General features: G+C 41.1%; 15 protein-coding genes and 1 pseudogene. 4 read left to right on the top strand and 12 right to left on the bottom strand.

Annotation, left to right across the window (positions count from 1 at the left end):
• Positions 1-84: 84 nt before the first annotated feature.
• Complete coding sequence (gene ispG / locus PVV70_RS04855) at positions 85-1,326, bottom strand: flavodoxin-dependent (E)-4-hydroxy-3-methylbut-2-enyl-diphosphate synthase (RefSeq protein WP_273758168.1); 1,242 nt, start codon at positions 1,324-1,326, stop codon at positions 85-87.
• Positions 1,327-2,199: 873 nt separating this feature from the next.
• Between ispG and PVV70_RS04850 the strand changes: the two genes are divergently transcribed.
• Positions 2,200-2,487 (top strand): hypothetical protein, encoded by a 288-nt coding sequence (locus PVV70_RS04850; protein ID WP_273718707.1) that lies wholly within the window; start codon positions 2,200-2,202, stop codon positions 2,485-2,487.
• Between the two features lie 611 nt (positions 2,488-3,098).
• Here PVV70_RS04850 and PVV70_RS04845 read toward each other — a convergent pair.
• From PVV70_RS04845 to PVV70_RS04805, 9 genes and pseudogenes are all read right to left on the bottom strand, one after another.
• Positions 3,099-4,103 (bottom strand): HlyD family secretion protein, encoded by a 1,005-nt coding sequence (locus tag PVV70_RS04845; RefSeq protein ID WP_273758167.1) that lies wholly within the window; start codon positions 4,101-4,103, stop codon positions 3,099-3,101.
• A gap of 24 nt (positions 4,104-4,127) precedes the next feature.
• Complete coding sequence (locus PVV70_RS04840; RefSeq protein ID WP_273718705.1) at positions 4,128-5,759, bottom strand: MFS transporter; 1,632 nt, start codon at positions 5,757-5,759, stop codon at positions 4,128-4,130.
• A 23-nt stretch (positions 5,760-5,782) separates the two neighbouring features.
• Positions 5,783-6,199, bottom strand: a complete 417-nt coding sequence (atpC, locus tag PVV70_RS04835) for an ATP synthase F1 subunit epsilon (protein WP_273758166.1) — start codon at positions 6,197-6,199, stop codon at positions 5,783-5,785.
• A 125-nt stretch (positions 6,200-6,324) separates the two neighbouring features.
• The gene (gene atpD, locus PVV70_RS04830) at positions 6,325-7,932 is read right to left on the bottom strand and encodes a F0F1 ATP synthase subunit beta (RefSeq protein WP_273758165.1); all 1,608 of its coding nucleotides are present in this window, start codon (positions 7,930-7,932) and stop codon (positions 6,325-6,327) included.
• 19 nt (positions 7,933-7,951) lie between these two features.
• Complete coding sequence (locus tag PVV70_RS04825; protein WP_273758164.1) at positions 7,952-8,878, bottom strand: F0F1 ATP synthase subunit gamma; 927 nt, start codon at positions 8,876-8,878, stop codon at positions 7,952-7,954.
• A 20-nt stretch (positions 8,879-8,898) separates the two neighbouring features.
• Positions 8,899-10,434, bottom strand: a complete 1,536-nt coding sequence (gene atpA / locus PVV70_RS04820; protein WP_273758163.1) for a F0F1 ATP synthase subunit alpha — start codon at positions 10,432-10,434, stop codon at positions 8,899-8,901.
• Positions 10,434-11,018: an ATP synthase F1 subunit delta gene (atpH, locus tag PVV70_RS04815; RefSeq protein ID WP_273758162.1), complete on the bottom strand. Its 585-nt coding sequence runs from the start codon at positions 11,016-11,018 to the stop codon at positions 10,434-10,436. The genes atpA and atpH overlap by 1 nt, the downstream gene beginning before the upstream one ends.
• Before the next feature lie 1,041 nt (positions 11,019-12,059).
• Positions 12,060-12,361: pseudogene (locus tag PVV70_RS04810) on the bottom strand (primosomal protein N'); the annotation flags it as partial.
• A gap of 15 nt (positions 12,362-12,376) precedes the next feature.
• Positions 12,377-14,584, bottom strand: coding sequence for a primosomal protein N' (locus PVV70_RS04805; RefSeq protein ID WP_273758225.1), 2,208 nt, complete (start codon positions 14,582-14,584; stop codon positions 12,377-12,379).
• A gap of 434 nt (positions 14,585-15,018) precedes the next feature.
• Here PVV70_RS04805 and fsa point away from each other — a divergent pair, with 434 nt between their 5' ends.
• On the top strand, positions 15,019-15,672 hold the full coding sequence (gene fsa, locus PVV70_RS04800; protein WP_273758161.1) for a fructose-6-phosphate aldolase: 654 nt from the start codon (positions 15,019-15,021) through the stop codon (positions 15,670-15,672).
• Here fsa and PVV70_RS04795 read toward each other — a convergent pair.
• Positions 15,669-16,283: an LPS assembly lipoprotein LptE gene (locus PVV70_RS04795; RefSeq protein ID WP_273758160.1), complete on the bottom strand. Its 615-nt coding sequence runs from the start codon at positions 16,281-16,283 to the stop codon at positions 15,669-15,671. The genes fsa and PVV70_RS04795 overlap by 4 nt on opposite strands.
• On the bottom strand, positions 16,270-18,924 hold the full coding sequence (gene leuS, locus PVV70_RS04790) for a leucine--tRNA ligase (protein WP_273758224.1): 2,655 nt from the start codon (positions 18,922-18,924) through the stop codon (positions 16,270-16,272). The genes PVV70_RS04795 and leuS overlap by 14 nt, the downstream gene beginning before the upstream one ends.
• 166 nt (positions 18,925-19,090) lie before the next feature.
• Here leuS and PVV70_RS04785 point away from each other — a divergent pair, with 166 nt between their 5' ends.
• Entirely contained in the window at positions 19,091-19,780 is a 690-nt protein-coding gene (locus tag PVV70_RS04785; RefSeq protein ID WP_273758159.1) for a YggS family pyridoxal phosphate-dependent enzyme, read from the top strand.
• Positions 19,781-20,892: 1,112 nt separating this feature from the next.
• Positions 20,893-21,144 carry a hypothetical protein gene (locus tag PVV70_RS04780; protein ID WP_273758157.1) on the top strand — a complete coding sequence of 84 codons (252 nt, stop codon included), beginning with the start codon at positions 20,893-20,895 and terminating at the stop codon, positions 21,142-21,144.
• Positions 21,145-22,011 lie beyond the last annotated feature (867 nt).

Genomic DNA, 22,011 nt, shown 5'->3' with positions numbered 1-22,011 from the left:
CACAAATTCTATCGTGAAATGGAAACCTTAAGAGATATCTCTTTAAAACAAGGTATCTTCTTTATTTCAACCTTGTGCAATTGTTTAACCTTGTCCAAAACGTTTATGAATATAATCACTCAAAAGCCCTTCGAATTCTTCAGCAATGTGATCACCACGCAAAGTTTTTACCTTTTGTCCTTCAATAAAAACAGGTGCCGCAGGACTTTCCCCCACGCCAGGCAATGAAATTCCAATATCCGCATGTTTTGATTCCCCAGGTCCATTGACGATACATCCCATCACAGCCACCTTTAAACTTTCAACCCCAGGATATTTTTCACGCCAAACGGGCATATTTTTATGTAAATCCGCTTCAATTTTTTGCGCCAATTGCTGAAAGACCGTTGAGGTTGTGCGCCCACAACCAGGACAAGCGGCAACCACGGGGAGAAATTGCCGAAATCCCATCACTTGCAAAAGTTCTTGCCCCACTTTTACTTCTCGTGTTCGATCACCACCAGGTTCAGGCGTTAATGAAATGCGTATCGTATCGCCAATCCCTTGCTGTAATAAAATGCCCAAAGCCACCGAAGAAGCAACAACCCCCTTTGTTCCCATCCCTGCTTCCGTTAAGCCCAAATGAAGAGCATAATCACAACGTGCAGCCAGGGTGGTATAGACAGCAATAAGATCTTGAACATCACTCACTTTAGCAGAAAGAATAATTTTATCCCGTCCCAACCCCAACTCTTCTGCTAAAGCCGCCGAAAGCAAAGCCGACTGCACAACAGTTTCTCGCATTACTTCAGCCACAGATAAGGGATTTTCTTGCTGTGCATTTTCATTCATAAGCTGTGTCAACAACGCGTTATCAAGGGACCCCCAATTCACACCAATGCGAATAGGTTTATGATACCGACAAGCAATCTCTATAATTTCTGCAAATTGACGATCTTTTTTTGCACCAAAACCTACATTTCCAGGATTGATGCGATATTTTGCAAGTGACTCAGCACATGCTGGATGCTCTGATAAAAGCTTATGGCCGATATAATGAAAATCCCCAACCAATGGGATAGAAAAACCTAATCTTTCCAATCGCTCCCGTATTTTTGGTACAGCTGCCGCTGCTTCATCACGATCAACAGTAATCCGAACCAATTGTGAACCAGCTTGCCAAAGAGCAGCCACTTGAGAAACGGTTGCATCAACATCAGCGGTATCTGTATTGGTCATTGACTGTACAACAACCGGGCTCTGCCCCCCAACCACCACATTACCAACCGCAACACCAACAGAACGACGACGCTCAAGAGATTTCGACAAAGAATAGGTCGTGCTCATCAAGTCCTCAAATTTTTAAAACCTGCACTCTCAACCATCATTTACATTGACTTCCTCCGCACATCAAAGGACGAAAACGAAAATAACACCACCCACCAATCTTAACAGATTACTTTAAGCTTCATCTGTTACCCCCTGATGGAACTCAGCTCATAAGTGAGATTCATTTCACAGATGCCCCGGAAATCCCACCACTCCTGTTCACATTCATACTTTTACACTTGGTTGCTTCAAAAAGAAACTAAAATCAGACAGAGACAAGACTGTATTTTTAAGGTGCATACCTTACATCAACGTCATCAAAGCACAATACTTTACAACACAACAGATAACGCTCATCAAAGCACAATTTTAAAAAATGTTTAAAAATTCATGGGATATACCACCCAATTAAGACAACATATTCATTTATAATAACCTCTTTTTTATAAATTTGAATGGAAAACCTAAACATCGTAAGCTTCTCTCATTTCAAATCTGTTCATCATCAATCAAAGCCATGTCCCTTACACACCACAAGCAACCATGGAGATAAAAACGAAAAAAAGTAAAAATGCTTGAGGGACTGTCTCCAAACTTTGAAACAAGGATAAGAAAATAAAACGACCAGCTTGATAGCCTTGACGAAGAAATTATCCTTTGCAGGAGATTGTATCTTATACCCTTTACACCCCCCATCATGAAATGGACGCAAGCATATTTAAAAAATGCCTCATTAAACCCAAACGCTTAACTTTCACCTCACCCCCAAAACACAATCCGCCCCAAGTCGCATAATCAATGCAACCTTTCAATTTTTAAGCCGTTATAGCAAAACCCCAAACACAATTCCAACGATCATGCACACAATTTAACACATGAAGGAGTCAACAAATGTGTCTATTTTCAACCAACGCTAAAAATGCTAAAATTAAAAAACGTATTGCACAATTAAAAAGAGAGCTGGTCCCCGTAAATCATTGGAGTTCTCAAAATGATAGCTTTGAAAACATTTCTGAGCTGTTTAACACATGGAAACAAAAGGGGCGTCACGCACTTTACCACCTCAACGAACATGCAACAGAATTAAAGAAAAAAGCGAAAGAAAATCCTAAAAAAACCCTCGCATTAGCTGCCGGAGTCGTTTTGGCAAGCTTCTTGCTAATCCGCAAAAATTACTAACACCAACAATCTTCCCTTTTAATGCCCGATTCAAAGCGGGCATTTTTTTCATCACTGATAAAGCACACTACTTATACGTTTTCCCCCTAACTTTACGCCCTCCATCCTTCCCAAGGCTAAATTTTCCACCCCACCAGTCTATCATTCAGCTTTTTATCTAGCGGGATAACTGTCCACACATGCGATCCACATCACCACACCTCAAAGAACAGTATTGTGAGAGACGACAGGCAAACTATACCCTAAATATTACTTCAATATTCCTCCCCGCCACTCGTCTGTAAACATCTAATTTTTTATCGAGTAATTTTCACCTACTGCCCACACACACGCCACCCCACACCCCCACGCCTTCAAAGAACGCTGTTGCAAGAAGACTATAAAGCACCTTATCAATCCCCCCCTTCTACTGCGTTATTTCAAAAGAAATAGAAGTGATTAAAGAGGCATGCCTCTTAATGTTCTAAAGAACATTATTTTACATCATGACAAATAAGTGTTTTAAGAGCTTTAAGAGATGGATCATAATAAACCAAACGAAATCTTCTAACGTAAACGCCCACTTGCTATAAGCAAATGGTATAAAAATTAAACTGAAAAAACCCAAAATTTTATCCTCCAGAATCGACCCGCTGCGAAGTATCCACATACGTAACCACAGACATCCCAGGAATAAGCTTTTCAATCCCTTCCTGACCAGGATCTAAAGCAATCCGTACTGAAATACGTTGCGCAATTTTAATAAAATTACCAATTGTCGTATCCGTTTTTAACAATGAAAACTCTGACCCTGTCGCAGGAGCAAAACGAACCACACGCCCTGTTAACTTTTTGTTGTTCAATGCATCAACAGAAAAAACAACCGGTTGTCCCACACGCATCTGAGAAAGTTGCGTTTCTTTATAATTAGCGATAATCCAAATATCATCAGAAATAACAGAGACCAATTGCGTCCCCGGCATAACATATTGCCCTACCCGCGCTCCAACCAATCCAATATAGCCTGTTCGAGGCGATAAAATCTTTGTATGATCGAGATTAAGTTTTGCCAACTCAACACTCACCTTTGCTCCCGCAACTTCTGACTGTAAACTTTGCCGTTCAAGATTTAATTGTTTTTGCAATTGTCGTTTTGTTTCCAGTGCTGCCAAGAGTTGTGAAAGAGGACGAGAAACAGAATTTGCCACATCTCCAAAGCCTAACTTTTTATCAGGAACAACATTGGAGAATGCTCGTGAACGCGCTAATTCTGCTTCTGCAGCATTAACTTCTCCCTGTAAAATCTGTGCTTGCAATTCAATACTGGCCAATTTTGCATTTTTTGAATCGAGAACAGCCTGTGCGCGTGCAAGCTGCTGACGAAAAAGAGAATCATCAAGCTCAAAGAGCAGCATTCCCTTTTCAACGCGTTGATAATCTTGTACATAAATCCGTGCGATCACCCCAGAGATCTGTGAACTAACCAGCGTCACATTGCCCTTAATAGAAGCATTATCCGTTATTTGAATGTTACTCACAAAAGGAGGAAGTCTCCAAGCCCACAAAATCAGCAAAACCCCCATAATACCAGAAAGGAATGCAACAATCGTAGCTTTTGACCGTAATGCTTTTATCATTTTTTACACCCCTCTTCTATGACATCACTTTTTTTCTAATGCACGCAAAGAGCATGACTTAACAACCATTGTGACAAGAAAAACAACGAATACAGCCATTGAAATATAAAAATAAAGCCGAAAAACGTCATCATAAGCAAAAATATTTGCTGTTAACTTAAATTTCTCTATCAACAGAGAAGTCGCCTGCTCACTTCCAAAGCCATGGGGAACAGAAACACCATAAGAAGGCGAAAATAAAGTATTTATCTCACCAGAAATAAGCGGATCCGTCACAACAATATTTTGTGTTAAAGACTCAAAGTTCTTATGAGCAAAATAAAACTGTAAGGTGCCAAAAAAAGCCGATCCCATCAATCCCCCTGTGACTTGCGTTAGCAAAAAAACAGCAATAAAACTCAAAACATAACGCGGGCCTCGCTCACCAGCAATCACAAACCCTTTGAAAAGAGCAGGAGGCAAAAAAAGTGCATAACTAAAACTCACCAATCCTTGGCTCAACATCATATCTTGCGGACGCGTTAAATGATTGACACGACTATCTAAATAAGCGCCAAGTGCCAAACAACCCAAAGATAACAAATAAAAATAATCCTCACGCCCCGCCCGTAAAAAAAAGACACAAACAGCCCCCCCTAACAGAGTTCCCAATGTCACCGCAAGATACATGGGCGCCATTTCACGATTGAGCAAACCAAAAAGATTAAAAAAACCGACGGGCAAATTGGACCGTTCCAACAAGAAAACATGAAAAATCAATAAAATAAAAACAGATTGAATCATTTCTTTACTGAAAATCCAACGCAGATCAATCAATGGTTTTTCTCTATTAAGCTCAATCATAATAGCAACAGCCAACGAGAAAATAGCAAGTGCGAGCCCCCAACCAATCCATGGCGCTTCATACCACCAATACAATATGCCAACAGACATAATCACAGCATTGAGCCCCAGCCCCAAAGCAATCAAACCATAGCTTATCCAATCTAACTTTTGAATAACCTTACTACGGACAACTGGTGTAAGGGGCAAAGTATAGATACAGACCAAACTAATGAGGACCAACCCCATTTCCAGAGCAGAAAGACTGGAAAAGCCACCATTTTCCAGCAAATCCGGAGAAATCAAACGGGATAAAGGTGCTGCTAAAGCCGCATTCATATAATTCAAACTCAGAGCAACAGTAAACTTCTTTGCTGGAGCAAAAGCCTCCATCATATAAAGCAGTGCAAGCGAAGCCAAAGGCGCAGCAGCAATCCCAGCAAAAAAGCGAATAATCAACGCAGAACGCAAATCGGTCACAAAGAGCTGCAACACACAAACCAAAACGAAGCCAAGGATTGATAGTTCAGCAAAAGCACGCAATCCAAACTGATAGCGGATTTTGATCAACATAATCGCCACACTTACATTGGGTGCCATATAGGCCGCAACCAACCATGTCGTCTCGGCCAAAGTTGCGTGAAAATCGCCAGTCAGATGGACAATATTAGACTGAACAATATTGGCCCCTAAGCCATAAGCCCATTGCAAAATAAGAGAAGCAAAAATATAAACAAAACATTTCGGCAAAGGTCCCGCAAAAACACGACCCGGACGAGGAAAAGGTTTTCCGACCCTTTTGGCAGACACAACCGTACTCTTTTTTCCGCTCATGTCACCTTTTCCTGTATACCTTGCTACGCCTCTATCAACACAGAACCATCAGCTGATAATTGCTGGAAAAAAGCCTCGATTTTACGATTATCCTCATCACTCGTTCCCCCCTCTAACGTCGCTTGAACCTGCAAGATCTGCTGTTCTAAGACATCAAAAGAAAGATGCTCCACAGCCACAACATGCTCTACCAATAAAGAGCAGCCGGAAAAGGTAATATTTGCAACACCTCCATAAACAGCAAAGAGCTTTTCTCCCACAGAGGTGCGAACACGAACACTTCCCAACACAATGCTTGCCACCAATGGTGCATGCTGTGCCATAACGGTCAAAGAACCTGAAGCTGAAGGAAGAACAACAGACACTACCTGCTCTGAAAACACAATCTTTTCAGGCGATACAAGCTCAAACAAAAAATGCTCTTCTCTATTGTTTTCCACAAAAGTCTCCACAATACCCAGAAAGGCTCTCCGCCTTCTTTAACAACTTATCTTTTTCAACAACTTGCCCTTATTTAACGACAAATATTCACGACAGATTTTTCCTCAAGTAAGAAGCTTCTAATTCAAGAAGCCTCTGCCATGAGACGTTTTCCTTTTTCAATGGCTTCATCAATCGAACCAACCATATAAAAAGCAGCTTCTGGCAAATCATCATAATCGCCCGCACAAAGACCTTTAAAGCCTTTGATTGTATCTTCCAAAGGAACAAGTTTTCCCGGCGAACCAGTAAAGGCTTCCGCCACATGGAAAGGTTGCGAAAGGAAACGTTCAATTTTACGCGCCCGTCCCACCAACAATTTATCATCTTCAGAAAGTTCATCCATTCCAAGAATAGCAATAATATCTTGAAGCGCTCTATAACGTTGTAAAATGGTTTGCACCTGACAAGCAACGGTATAATGCTCTTCCCCCACAATCAATGGATCCAACATACGTGAGAAAGAATCAAGCGGATCCACAGCTGGATAAATTCCCTTTTCCGCAATAGAGCGCGAAAGAACGGTCGTTGCATCCAAATGGGCAAAAGACGTTGCCGGCGCCGGATCTGTCAAGTCATCAGCCGGAACATAAATCGCCTGAACAGAAGTAATAGAGCCTGTTTTTGTACTGGTAATACGTTCTTGCAAAGCGCCCATATCCGTTGCCAAAGTAGGCTGGTACCCCACAGCAGAAGGAATACGTCCTAAAAGAGCAGACACCTCAGCCCCTGCTTGTGTGAAACGGAAAATATTATCCACAAAGAAGAGAACATCTTGTCCTTCATCACGGAAGCTTTCTGCAATGGTCAACCCTGAAAGAGCGACACGCGCACGTGCTCCTGGTGGCTCATTCATTTGCCCATAAACAAGCGCACATTTTGACCCTTCTGTTGAACCATTATTGTCTTTTGGATTCACATTCACGCGGCTTTCGATCATTTCGTAATAAAGATCATTTCCCTCACGTGTCCGTTCTCCCACACCAGCAAACACGGAATAGCCACCATGGGCCTTTGCAATATTATTTATAAGCTCCATAATGAGAACGGTTTTTCCAACACCAGCACCACCAAACAAGCCAATTTTACCCCCTTTCGAATAGGGGGCTAACAAATCCACAACCTTAATACCCGTGACAAGAATCTCTGAAACGGTCGATTGTTCAACATATTCAGGCGCTTCTTGGTGAATAGAACGTGTTTTGGTTGAAGGGATTGGTCCCACATTATCCACTGGCTCTCCAATCACATTCATAATACGTCCCAAGGTCGCTTCTCCTACAGGAACACTAATCTGTGCTCCTGTATCCACGACCTTTTGTCCGCGCATCAGACCATCGGTCGTATCCATCGCAATCGTACGCACAGTATTTTCACCCAAATGCTGTGCAACTTCTAACACCAAGCGATTGCCTAAATTCTGTGTTTCCAACGCATTGAGAATATTCGGTAATGCCCCTTCAAATTGCACATCAACAACAGCACCAATAACCTGCTTAATCTCACCAACAGCGCCTTTTGCACGCTCTTCTTTTTTCACCGGTGCATCTTTAGCAACACGACGTGCAGGCGCAGATGAAGTCTTTACATCTACTTGAGATTTCGAAGCGTCTTTTTTCACACCGGAACGAGCAGCTGGTTTCTTTTTTTCACCTTTTTCTGCTCCTTTGCTTGAGGTTACTGCTTTTGCCATCAATCCTTACCTTTTCCATTTAAAGCGCTTCAGCGCCCGCAATAATTTCGATCAATTCTGTGGTAATTTGTGCCTGACGTTGACGATTATAAGCTACCGTCAATTTATTAATCATTTCACCCGCATTGCGCGATGCATTGTCCATAGCTGTCATCTTTGCCCCCATTTCACCAGCAACATTTTCGAGTAAAGCCCGAAAGATTTGCACTGAAAGATTGCGTGGCACAAGCGCCTCTAAAAGAGAAGCGGCATCAGGTTCATACTCATAAACAATTGCCTCAGAAACAATTGATTGTGAATCTTTACTCGTCTCTGTTTGTTCCACAACATCTATTGCCTCAACAGCTGCTTTTGGAGCCCCCATTGGGATCAAGCCAAAAGCTGTTGGGCGTTGATTAATCACGGAAACAAATTCAGAATAAAACAACGTACAGACATCGAAAGCGCCTTCATTGAACAAATCAACAATGCGTTGACTAATCAACATCGCCTCTGCAAAACTAATTCGCTTTACAGCATGTAAATCAATATGATCAATCATCAAACTTTTGTAATCACGCGATAAAATATCCGCACCCTTTTTGCCCACAGTGATAATTTTTACAATTTTACCAGCAGCCAACAACGCTTTAATCTGCTCACGGGCACGACGAGCAATTTGCACATTAAAAGCACCACATAAGCCGCGCTCAGCCGTACAAACCACCAAGAGATGCACATCATCACGCCCCGTACCACGCATAAGAGCCGGTGCATCAACACCATCCACATCAGCCGCAACACTGGTTAAAATATCGGCCATCCTCTTCGCATAAGGGCGAGCTGATTGCGCCGCCTCTTGCGCACGATGCAACCTGGCTGCCGCAACCATCTGCATAGCTTTGGTAATTTTCTGTGTTGCTTTAACCGAAGCGATACGGTCTCTAAGATCCTTTAATGAGGCCATTCAAGCATTCCATCAATTCATCACGAAAAATTTTTCGCATAAGTGTTAAGAACAGTGATCAACTTATCTTTTAGCTCATCTGTTATCTGCTTTTGCTCAGCAATTGCTTGTAAAAGATCTTGATAATCACTCCGCAAAAGCACCAAAAGCCCCTGCTCAAACCGCGCAACATCAGAAACCGCTAGAGAATCAAGATAGCCATTCACACCCGCGAAAATAACCACCACTTGCTCTTCTGTTTTTAGTGGAGAAAATTGTGGCTGCTTCAAAAGCTCTGTCAAGCGTGCTCCCCGATTCAAAAGGCGCTGGGTTGATGCATCCAAATCAGAGCCAAACTGCGCAAAAGCTGCCATTTCACGATATTGTGCCAATTCACCTTTGATCGAGCCGGCAACCTGCTTCATTGCCTTAATTTGTGCTGCAGAACCAACACGCGATACAGAAAGACCAACATTCACAGCAGGACGAATACCCTGATAAAATAAATTGGTCTCCAAGAAAATTTGCCCATCTGTAATCGAAATCACATTTGTAGGAATATAAGCCGAAACATCATTTGCTTGCGTTTCAATGACTGGCAAAGCTGTCAACGACCCCGATCCATTTTCCGCATTCAACTTCGCCGCCCGTTCTAAAAGACGTGAATGCAGATAGAAAACATCTCCCGGATAAGCTTCACGCCCCGGTGGACGACGTAACAAAAGAGACATTTGACGATACGCCACTGCCTGTTTTGACAAGTCATCATAACCGATCAAAGCATGTTGCCCATTATCACGGAAATATTCGCCCATCGCGCATCCCGCAAGAGGTGCAATAAATTGCAAGGGAGCAGGATCAGAAGCGGTTGCCGCAACAATAATAGAATATTCCAGCGCTCCACGTTCTTCTAAAACTTTAACGAATTGTGCCACCGTCGAACGTTTTTGACCGATAGCCACATAAATACAATAAACTTTGTCCTGCTCTCGTCCATCCTCTTTTTCATGAAAAGGTTTCTGGTTTAAAAATGTATCGAGCAAAATCGCTGTTTTTCCAGTTTGGCGATCACCAATCACCAATTCACGCTGTCCCCGTCCAATAGGGATGAGTGCATCAATTGCTTTTAATCCGGTTGACATAGGTTCATGAACAGACTGGCGCGGAATAATCCCTGGCGCCTTCACATCAACACGACGACGCTCTGTTTCCTTAAGAGGTCCCTTACCATCTATAGGATTTCCAAGTGCATCGACCACTCGCCCTAGCAAAGCGGGACCCACGGGGACATCGACAATAGCGCCCAATCGCTTTACACAATCCCCTTCACGAATATCGCGGTCTGAGCCAAAAATAACCACACCGACATTATCAACTTCCAAATTGAGCGCCATCCCGCGCACACCATTTGGAAAAGCCACCATTTCCCCAGCTTGAACATTATCCAAACCATAAACGCGAGCGATACCATCCCCCACAGAGAGGACCCAACCAATTTCTGAAACCTCAGCCTTTTGGTCAAAGTTTTTGATTTGCTCTTTTAGAATTTTTGAAATTTCAGATGGTCTAATATCCATCAGCTGACCTCTTTTTTCAATGCAAGCTTAAGCGAAGACAATTTTGTTAGAAGAGACGTATCAATTTGAGACGTCCCAACACGAATAATTAATCCACCAAGAATTGTTGGATCCACAATGGTGTGTAGCAAAACTTTTCCCCCAACGATACCTTCCAAAGTCTCACACAATTCTTGGTTTTGTTGAGAACTTAAGGGGCGCGCAGAAACAATTTGCGCAGTAACTTGCTTACGAGCACGTGCAACGCAACGCTGAAAGGCATAGAGAATACCAAATACGGCACTAAGCCTACGGTTTGCTGCAATAACGCGTAAAAAATTACCAACAATCTGTCCTGCTTCTTTATCAGCAAATTTGATGTTTTCACAAACAGATTGCATCACCTTAATTTGCTCTTTGACTGAAAAGAATGGACTGAGCACGAAGTATTTTAAATCTTCATTTTGCTCTAAGACAAGCAAGAAATCCTCCACTGCCTTTTCAATCTTTTCAACGTTTCCTGCTTCTTGAACGCAATTAAAAAGCGCTTGCGCATAGCGTTGATCTACCAACGGCAGCGGTATGAGAGAAAATGAATCCGACACGAAATACCGCCTCTTTCCCTTGAGCGACTCTCTGATAGTTATCAGATGATAATGAAACAGACATTCTCAATCTTAAGAATCTTCTTCTTAAAACCTCGAACGAAAACCATTCGGTTTCTAGCATAGACATAGCCGACTCGCAACACCACAAATCGCTGCTTTTTAAAAATTTTAAATAAAATATTCAAAATATTTTTGAAAAGGATTTTTTTTAGATCCCCAAGATGACATCACGATTTTTTTATGCCTCTTTTTGACATTCTCATAAGCGATTTTACGCTTTTTATTGTGCTTCAAACGCTTTTGTCACCCCCAAAAACAGTTCTTCTTTAAAGATTACTCCTCTTATCCTACAAAAGTTTTGCGAGAAGCGACTGCGACTTTAAAAATTTATTATTTCAAATGGACAAGTAAGAAATAATAATGGATATCTCCTTAAAATTAAGAAAATGATCCTTTCGTTTTAAATGCCCACTCTTTTTAAAACATTTCACCAAATATATTTTCTTGAAAAAAACTCCCAAAAAACACTCTTATGTATCCACAGTTTCTCAAAGCTCAATAATGGTACCAGCTATACCCTAAAGATAGGGAGCCTTAACGGCTTTTGCATTTATGTAAAGCATTTACATTATTCACGAGCAACATCATAAAATGAATTCCAACACTCTGAGAAATATTTGCTCAAACAATTAGATGAAAATAACCATAATGACATTCTGTTTTAGAAATACTCGATTTTAAGCGTTCTACTTTGCATGAAAAATCTACTTCCATTCAAGAACGAAAGGAATGAAAGCATAAGAAATGGAGCATTTCCATTTCGCGACAGCGCCCATGAATGCGAGGTCCCCCCCATGTGCCCACATCTTTACGTTTAATCAAGAGCAAACCAGTACCATCACACACTGCCTCAATGTTGCGACAACCCTTGACGCCGGAATTTTTTCATAAAAGGCATGCCTTTCTTGCACAATTTCACGCCAACAAGCTCCCCACCTGTAACGTGCAAAAAGTGAAAGCTCTTAATAAATCAATATCTTGTACTAATAAGAGAGGCGCTTCTGCAGGTCCCATAACCGAGATATTTTTTCCCCGGAGCGCGACTTAACGCAATACACATGCATAATGTTCTGCGGTTTGGCGCTGCTTAGAAGACACAATAAAAGAGGCAAGATGCCCATAGGGGACAATAATCATGCTGACGTGCTGCAATCTCCCGTATGTAAAAAATCTTCTGGTTGGCATAAAAGTAAAGCTTTTATGACCGGATAACCCAGTTGATAGGTTTGCAATAATCCTAAACTTTCCAATCCCACCCGCCCTGCTCTTCTGGTCACTTGAAAGAAAATTGATTTTTAAAAAAAGCTTTGCGGATCGATATCAATTTGAACTCGAACGGAACTGGGCATTTTTTGGGCATTGCACAGCATTGCCCGAATAAACCCTTGTATATCAAAAGAGCGCTGTCCTTGCAGTAAAAGCCGAAAACGATAACGCCCCCGAACCAGAGCCAAAGGCGCTTCTGCGGGTCCCATAACTGTGATATTTTTTCCCCGTGGCGCGGCTTGACGGAGTGCTCGTGCATAATGTTCTGCGGCTTGGCGCTGTTGTGCAGACACAATCAAAGAAGCAAGACGCCCATAGGGAGGTAAATGATAATATTGGCGTGCTGCAATCTCACGGGTATAAAATTCTTCTGGTTGACATGAAAGTAAAGCTTTTATGACCGGATGATCGGGTTGATAGGTTTGCAATAATCCTAAACTTTCCAATCCTACCCGCCCTGCTCTTCCAGTCACTTGAGAAAGAAGCTGGAAGGTACGTTCACTCGCGCGTAAATCGCCATTGGCAAGACCAAGATCAGCATCAATAACCCCCACCAGAGAAAGCTTGGGAAAATGATGTCCTTTAGCGACCAACTGTGTCCCAATAATAATGTCTACATCACCATTGGCAATGGCTTGCAATTCGCTTCGCAACTGCCCAATTCCCCCTTTTAGATCTGTTGAAAGAATCAATGATCGCGCCTGCGGAAAAAGCCCTTGTGTTTCTTCTGCAATTCTTTCCACACCCGGTCCACAAGCCACGAGATGGTCTAATGTCCCGCATTCAGGACAGGCTTCTGGAAGTGGTTGATGATAGCCACAATGATGACATTTCAGTTGCCCTTGCGCGCGATGTTCGACCAACCAACTTGAACAATCACTACAATGAAAACGATGTCCACACACTCGGCATAAAGTTAAAGGCGCATAACCACGGCGATTGAGAAAAAGCAGCGCTTGCTCGCCTTTCTCAAGCGTTTGTTTTAAAGCCCTTTCAAGGGTAAAAGAAATAAAGCGCCCCTTCTGCACTCCTCCTTGGCGCATATCAATGACCCGCAACTGTGGAAGGGCAACTTCTTTAAAACGGGAGGGTAAATGCACCTTTTGATAACGCCCTTTTAAAACATTGGCTTGGCTTTCAATCGACGGTGTTGCTGAAGATAAAATAACAGGAAAATGCTCAAAAGAACCCCGAGCAACAGCCATATCACGCGCATGATAAAAAATACGCTCTTCTTGTTTATAAGCACTATCGTGCTCTTCATCGACAACAATCAAGCCAAGCGCATGAAAGGGAAGAAAAAGTGCCGAACGAGCCCCCGCAACGACACGCACCCGCCCTTCTGCAACTTGCCGCCAGACACGTTCTCTACGACGCGGTGTCAAATCGGAATGCCATTCTGCTGCTGCAGCGCCAAAGCGTGCATAAAAACGATCTAAAAACTGCTGTGTTAAAGCAATTTCTGGCAATAAAATTAAAACTTGGCTACCCCCTTTGAAGGCTTGAGCAACCGCTTCAAAATAAACTTCTGTCTTTCCAGAACCTGTCACACCATCGAGCAAAAAAACTTGAAACTGAGAAGATAAAACACCTTCCCGCAACAGTTTTGCTGCTTCACTCTGTGCACACTGCAACTGAGGAGGACAAAAATCAGGATCAGGCATACCTACAAGATCAGGAGCAGGAACCTTAACCTCTTCAAAAATTCCTAGTGCTTTTAAACCTTCAACGACAGAAACAGAAGTTCCAGCCGCATGCGCAAGACCAGAACGTGTCCAGATCTTCTCACTGCGCACCAATTCCAAAACCCGTGACCGCGCTGGTGTGAGACGTTCCACATTTCCCCCACAATAGCGCAATCCCAGCATCTGTGCTTCTGGCTCTAAAGCAGCCGGTACGGACAAAACCAATCGTGCAACAAGACCAAAAGGTGTCATGGTATAACGGCTAACAAACCGCAAAAATGTAATCATTTCTGCCTTTAATGGCGGACAATCAAAAACATGTAAAAGAGAGCGTAATTTTTCACGCGCCACCGAGGCAGTTCCTTGCTCATCCTCTGTCTTCTCCCCAACATCCACAACAAAACCGCAAAGCTCACGCCCCGTCACCGGAACCCGAACAAAAGAACCAATTTCCACTTCCATAGAAGACGGAACTTTATAACTATAAGCATGCGCAACAGGAAGAGGAACCAAGACAGAGACAACCTTTTCCTCTATCATATTTGAATTCATCTTTTTAACCAATCTACGATCTCCCCCTTATCTAAGATCATCTTATCTACGATCCTCTTGAGCACCAACAAGCCTACACCTTATCTTTAAACACTTTTATAAAATTCATTGCGGGCTTCAATCACTCCCCTTTCCACAACAAGCTTCTCCCAAAAATTCTTTTTAAGACGCATTCCATCACCAAAACGCCAACAATCAATACAACGTCATCCTCTCTAACAAAAAAACAGCGCCATTCTTCTATGCAAATAAAATCCATTCACTGACACGCGACCTTCCTTTACAGAAAGCGGATACATGATAAACACTATAACATTCTTATTCTTTATATTAAATTCTTTCTCTTGCTTTTGCAGTCAACAATAGCGCATAACAAAAAAGCAAGATAAAATGTGAAAAGCTTTGAATAAAAAGCGAAAAAAAAGAGGTTAGAGATGAAATTTTTTGTGGACAGCGCCAATATTGAAGAAATACGAGAATTACAGAATTTAAGCCTTGTTGATGGTGTGACCACCAATCCCTCTCTTATCCTAAAATCAGGCCGTAATATTCTTGAAGTTACAAAAGAAATTTGTTCTCTCGTAAGGGGACCTGTTTCTGCTGAAGTTGCCGCAACAGAATTTGAAAACATCATGAAAGAAGCGGCTGTTTTAGCAAAGGTTTCTGACAATATTTGCATCAAGCTTCCTTTAACACTTGATGGATTAAAAGCTTGTAAAGCCCTTACAGCAGAAGGACTAAAAACAAATCTCACACTTTGTTTTTCTGCCAATCAAGCCTTACTTGCAGCCAAAGCAGGTGCCACATTTATTTCGCCTTTTATTGGGAGACTCGATGATTGCGGACTCAATGGAAGTGAACTCCTTCATGAAATTCGCACAATTTATGATAACTATAACTATAAAACACAAATCTTAGCCGCTTCAATCCGCACCGTTAACCATGTCAAAGAAGCAGCACTCAGTGGTGCTGACGTTGCAACAGTTCCACCCGCAATTTTAAAAGCCCTCGTCAAACATCCGCTTACAGATAAAGGATTACAAATATTTCTCAACGATTGGCAAAAAACAGGACAAAATATTGCCTAAGGACTAGAAGTTTTATTGGAAAGATCTCTAGAAAGTAATAAAAAAATCTGTTCAGCCAGCTCTTCTGCCACACGTTTTTTTGCATCTTCTTCTGCTTGCATCGTTGCATATTCTTGGCGAAGACGCTCAAAAGATGCATTCATTATTGCTGTTCCGTTCGCAACAGACCTATTTTTCATATCCTGCAAGGTATAGGAAGCTTTGCTCATAACAGTTCCAACAGAAGGCCGTCCCTTTCTCTTTTTCTCAAAATCAACCTCTATCTGCATCGATTCTCTTGTCAAAACGGATATCTGCAATGCCAATCGATAAGCCGGTTGAGAAGGTTTTCCACCCTTTCCATACAAAAGGAACAGCAGATGATTGCGCACCATTTGTCCAAAACGATCCGAAGGCTCTTCCACAACAATAGAAGCAAGCTTTTCTGAAAGCCCCAAAGAAGCTTGCTCAGAAATAGAATTCTGGTGCGCGTAAGACCCCTCATAAACAGCAGAGTTCATTACTCTTAAACTCTGCGACTCTTGACGGTAAAGCGGTTCAATTTTGCACCCATACAACAGTGTGAAAACACCCGCTAAAACAACAAGCAAAAAACTTTTAAAGCACGACATTCACAATCCTTTGTGGAACAATAATAATTTTTTTCATAGGTTTTTCAACCAGCTGCGCCTGAACGAAATCTAAAGCCAAAACTGCTTCTTTAATCATCGTCTCATTCGCAGTTGCTGCAACGGTCACCTCACCGCGTTTTTTACCATTAATTTGAACCGGCAAAGTATAGCTTTCTTCAACGATTAATGCGGGATCATATACAGGCCAAGCAAGTTCAGACATTAAAGTTTTCTCCCCTAAAGCAGCATGGCATTCTTCCGCTAAATGCGGCATGATCGGTGCAATCATGGCGAGGAAAAAATCCATAGCTTGACGTAAAGCCGCTTTCATTTCATCTTCAACATCTGCTACCTTATTGAGCAAAGGTACCATAATATTCAAGAATTCATAAAGGCGTGCAATAGCGCGATTAAAAGCGAATTTTTCCAAATCATCTTCGACAGCGTGGAGCATGCGATGTGCCGCCTTTGACAGTTCCAAAGCCGCCCCCTGATGCCCTGCACAAGGCACAACATCCTTTAAAACAGAAGCACTCAAAACCACATGGCGCCAAACACGCTGGACAAAGCGATGTGCGCCTTCAACGCCGGATTCTGTCCAGATGACATCTCTTTCCGGAGGTGAATCAGACAACACAAACCAGCGTACCGTATCAGCGCCATAGGAGGCAATAATATCATCAGGATCAACGACATTCTTTTTTGATTTTGACATTTTCTCAATCAAACCAATCGTCACTTCGCTTTGATCGGTTAATTTATAAGCGCACCGCTTTCCATCTTTTTCAACAATCGAAATCTCTGCTGGAGAAACCCACCCTTGATCATCCCGATAGGTTTCATGCACCACCATTCCTTGGGTAAAGAGCCCCTTAAAAGGTTCATCCACACTCACATGACCGACCAATTTCATAGCACGCATAAAAAAGCGTGCATAAAGAAGATGGAGAATGGCATGCTCAATTCCACCAATATATTGTTGCACAGGCAACCATTCAGCGGTTGCTTGTTTTTCAACAGGTTCTGCAGCAAAAGGAGCCGTAAAGCGCGCATAATACCAAGAAGAATCCACAAATGTGTCCATGGTATCCGTTTCACGTTTGGCAGATTGACCGCAGGAAGGACAAGCAACAGATTGCCACCTTTCATGCCGTGCAAGAGGATTGCCCGGTTGATCAAAGGTAACATCATCAGGCAATACAACCGGCAAATCAGAACGGGGTACAGGCACAACACCACACGTCTTACAATGGATCATCGGAATGGGACATCCCCAATAACGTTGACGCGAAATTCCCCAATCACGCAATCGAAATTGCACTGTTTTTTCTCCCTGCGGTTGCCCATTGAGCACTTGCCCCTCAAGCCTTTTGGCAACTTCTTCAAAGGCTTGTTGAGGTGTCAAACCATTCAAAAAGTTAGAGTTAATCATCACCCCATCACCAACATAAGGTGTTTCAGCAATGACAAAATTTTCTGCTTGCTCTCCTTTTGGCAAAACCACTGGTTTTATCGGCAGACCATATTTACGCGCAAAATCAAAATCTCTCTGATCATGGGCTGGACAGCCAAAAACAACCCCCGTTCCGTAATCCATCAAAACAAAATTAGCGATATAAACGGGGATATGCACTGTTGAATCAAAAGGATGCACCGCCACAAGCGATGTGCGAAACCCTTGTTTTTCCGCTGTTTCAAGTGCTGCTGTTGTTGTTCCACCGCTCCGACAACTCTCCACAAAAGCTGCCAAGGCTTTGTCTTTTTTTGCAAGAGATTGCGCAATAGGATGATCAACAGACAGAGCCAAAAAAGAAGCACCAAACAAGGTATCAGGACGCGTTGAATAACAAACAACCTCATTAAAGGGAGCACAAGCATCATGAGCATCCCTTGCATCATCAGCTGTCGCCTTCAAAGCCCAACGAATCAGCAAACCTTGGGATTTTCCGATCCAATTTTTTTGCATGGTGCGAACTTTTTCAGGCCACTGTTCAAGCTCTTCAAGCCCTGCCAATAAGTCTTCACTAAAATCACTAATTTTGAAAAACCACTGAGTTAATTCCCGCTGTTCAACCAACGCACCAGAACGCCATCCCCGTCCATCCACAACCTGTTCATTGGCTAAAACAGTATGATCAACAGGATCCCAATTGACCTTAGCCACTTTACGCGCCACCAACCCCTTTTGATAAAAATCAAGGAACAGCATTTGTTGGCGGTGGTAATAATCCACATCACACGTTGCAAATTCACGCGACCAATCGAGTGAGAGTCCTAATTGCTTTAATTGCCCACGCATGACGGCAATATTTTCATAGGTCCACGTTTTAGGATGCACTTTACTTTGCAAAGCAGCATTTTCAGCCGGCATCCCAAAAGCATCCCAACCCATAGGATGAAGCACATTAAAACCCTTTGCGCGTTTATAGCGCGCCACCACATCACCCATGGCATAATTGCGCACATGTCCCATGTGAATACGCCCTGACGGATAAGGGAACATCTCTAAAACATAATATTTTTTACGGCAATCTTCCCCTACAGTCTGAAAAATTTTCTTTTCATCCCAAATTGCTTGCCATTTTTTTTCTCTCGCACGTGGATTATAGCGTTCACCTAACTCATAATGCTCAATCGTCATTCTCATTATACTCTTTTAATAAAACTGCACCAAAAAACTTGTTTTATTATGCTTGACCATGGATTAAGCTCATCGTCAACATTTTCGTGAAATATTTCCCTAAGTATTTTATAAAACTTTAAAAAAAACGACCAACTCTTAAACAAAAAAGGTAAAGCACAAAAATATGAATACACAAACGCCCCTCGATGCCCCTTCCATTGAAACATGGCAAAACCTTCAAAAAGACATTGCTGAAACATGTCAAGAACTACAACGCCCCGTAGAAGAAATTGAACTTATCGCTGTTTCAAAAACTGTTTCTGCCGCTGATATACGTCCCATTTTGCAAGCAGGCCAATCTTTATTTGCAGAAAACCGCGTACAAGAAGCAGCACAAAAATGGCTCGAGTTACGTCAACAATTTGAAAATATTAAACTTCATCTCATTGGTCCCCTACAATCAAATAAGGCCGCTGAAGCTGTTAAAATTTTTGATGTCATTCAAACGGTTGATCGTGAAAAAATAGCCAAAATTTTGGCGGAAGAAATGCAAAAACAAAAAAGGCATCTTCCTTGCTATGTTCAGGTTAACATTGGCTTAGAACCCCAAAAAAGTGGTATCGCACCACAAGAAGCGACATCTTTTGTCAACCAATGCAAAAACAACTATGGACTTGATATTATTGGTCTTATGGGCATCCCCCCTGTTGATGAAAACCCCGGACCCTATTTCGCGCTGTTAGCAAAATTAGCAAAACAAGCCGGTCTTCCAAAGCTTTCCATGGGCATGTCCAGTGACTTCAAAACAGCCCTACAATTTGGCTCGAATGTCCTTCGCATTGGCTCTGCTTTATTTGGAAAACGCCCTGTGTAAAGCAATTTCCCTAATATAAATTCATTCCCCCCTTCATATAAATTCCCATTGAAAATTCTACGAACAAGCCAAAAACAGCAGAAATGAGAAAAATATTCCCCTCAATACCAATATAAAAAGAGCAATTCTAGCAAGAAAGATCCTAATCCCTCTTTCATCCTGTTAGCAAAACAAGCAAAAAGCTAATCTTCTCAAATTTCTCACCGGCACATCCACAACACGTACAATAGCTTCAAAACAGCCCTGCTTAGGCTCTCATATTCTCGTATATTGGCTCTACTTCGCCCTCCCCTCTGACCGCCTCTCCAGCAAAAGCACCATAAAAATAAATCCTTATATAAAGGCAAAATGATAAAAGAGGCATTGCGCATTCATGAAAAAACTGTCGCAAAAATCACTAATAGCAAAAGAATATTCAATACGATTATCGCAATGATTTCCATTAAAAACCACGAATTCTCTTAACTTCTCCAACACGCGTAAACAATTTCCTCACATGCCAATGGCGTAAAGCAGGCAAAAAGGCTTATAGCTGCATAATACAGTAACAAAACTCTTTCATGTAAATCACGTGAGCAAAATAAACATCTCAAATGCCCAATAGAGCACCAAGAACCGCGCTAAATAACATGATAGTAATCTATAAGGTCCAACGATAGCATAAAGGCTTTCTATGCTTTACAGAGCGTAACATACGGTCAATATTCGCCTGAAAAATAAAAGAACGAATCCCGTTCATATGCACATAATACATGCAGGCAAAACAATGGCAATGAGACCGATCCCAATAACGATATTCCTTATCGTTCGCATAAACAAAGAGAAAAACTTCAACTTTTTATATGCGCAATTTTTCTAATTTTAAACTTCAATTAAGCAAAAATATGGTGTCATTTCTTATATTTTAAAAACTTATAATTAATATTATTATCTTATTAAGAATAATAATTTCATATATACATAATTTATATATTATTTATACAGTATTTTTATTGTTATTTTTAAAGTTTATCTTTGACATTTCTCTAAAATGCATGATACCAATTTGAAATGTATCATTGTGATACTATTTTTATAAACAGCTAATAATAGCGAAACAAAGAAGTACAAAAATGGGTAGTTCAAGTTCATCTCACGATTCACGTGGCGCAACAGGTTTCTGGGGAGAATGTAATACTGGTGGTTATATCTCGAATTCAAGTGAAACAGCACTCTTTGGTGCTGGTGCAACAGCGGTAGGCGTTGGATTGGCAAATGTTGTTTTTCCGGAAGTAGCAATACCTATAGAAGCAGCTGTAACAGCAGCCTATGGAACAGGAGCAGTTGCAGGTATTTTCTCTACAGCCAAGGAGTGCCACAAGTAAACTCAAGAAATATTATTTTAATTTGTAGATAATAACCAAGCAAGATATCTCTGAAATTAGTAGCATGAGAAGCACGTATTTAATAAATATAGCAAAATAAATTTCCGATAGCTCTGGATAAAATAGTTTTCAGAGATATCTATTTGTTTATAACTTTTACATATTTTAGTTTGGATTTTTTTATAATGGATATTTATCCTAAATTCTTGGAATCGTTGTTTCAAACAATCATATTCGGATTAGTACTTATAATTATTTGTATATTTAAAAAATATAATAATAAAAATATTATAATGCAAATATCATTTATACTAATTATACATTTTTCTATTATATTTTTATTTAAATGTATTAAATAACTGCAAAATTAAATATTTATATATATGGACAAAGTATTTTTCAGGAATATATATTGTGGATCACCTCTTATAATCAGGGTTTTTTATAATGAATATTCGTTATGAAATCGTAAGAATGTTTTGCATGTTAATTATAATTACTCCTATAATTGCCATTTCTTTTAAAATATTCAATGGCGTAGGTTGGAGATTGTCTATTATAATGGCATTATCGTCATTTATTATGTTCTTTATTTCTAATTTTTTGCGTAGATATTTTGGTTTATATTAATATTTATTGGATGAGTTGCGAGCACGCTGAATAAAGTAGCGACGATACTATTAATGAGTGGTTATGATTTATAATGACAGATTTTACTCATAAAATCATTGAATCGCTTATAGCAACGTTTTTTTCTGGTTTAATATATATTTTTTATTATAAGTTTATTTATTACAGTTGGAAAGATTCTCTAAAAAATCATTATTAATAAGCTCAATATTCTCTCTTGTTAGTCTTTTATTTAAC

The organism is Bartonella sp. AU55XJBT (assembly GCF_028618525.1).
Note: the sequence above shows the minus strand (reverse complement) of the source record. Positions and strands in the feature narration are given on the sequence as shown.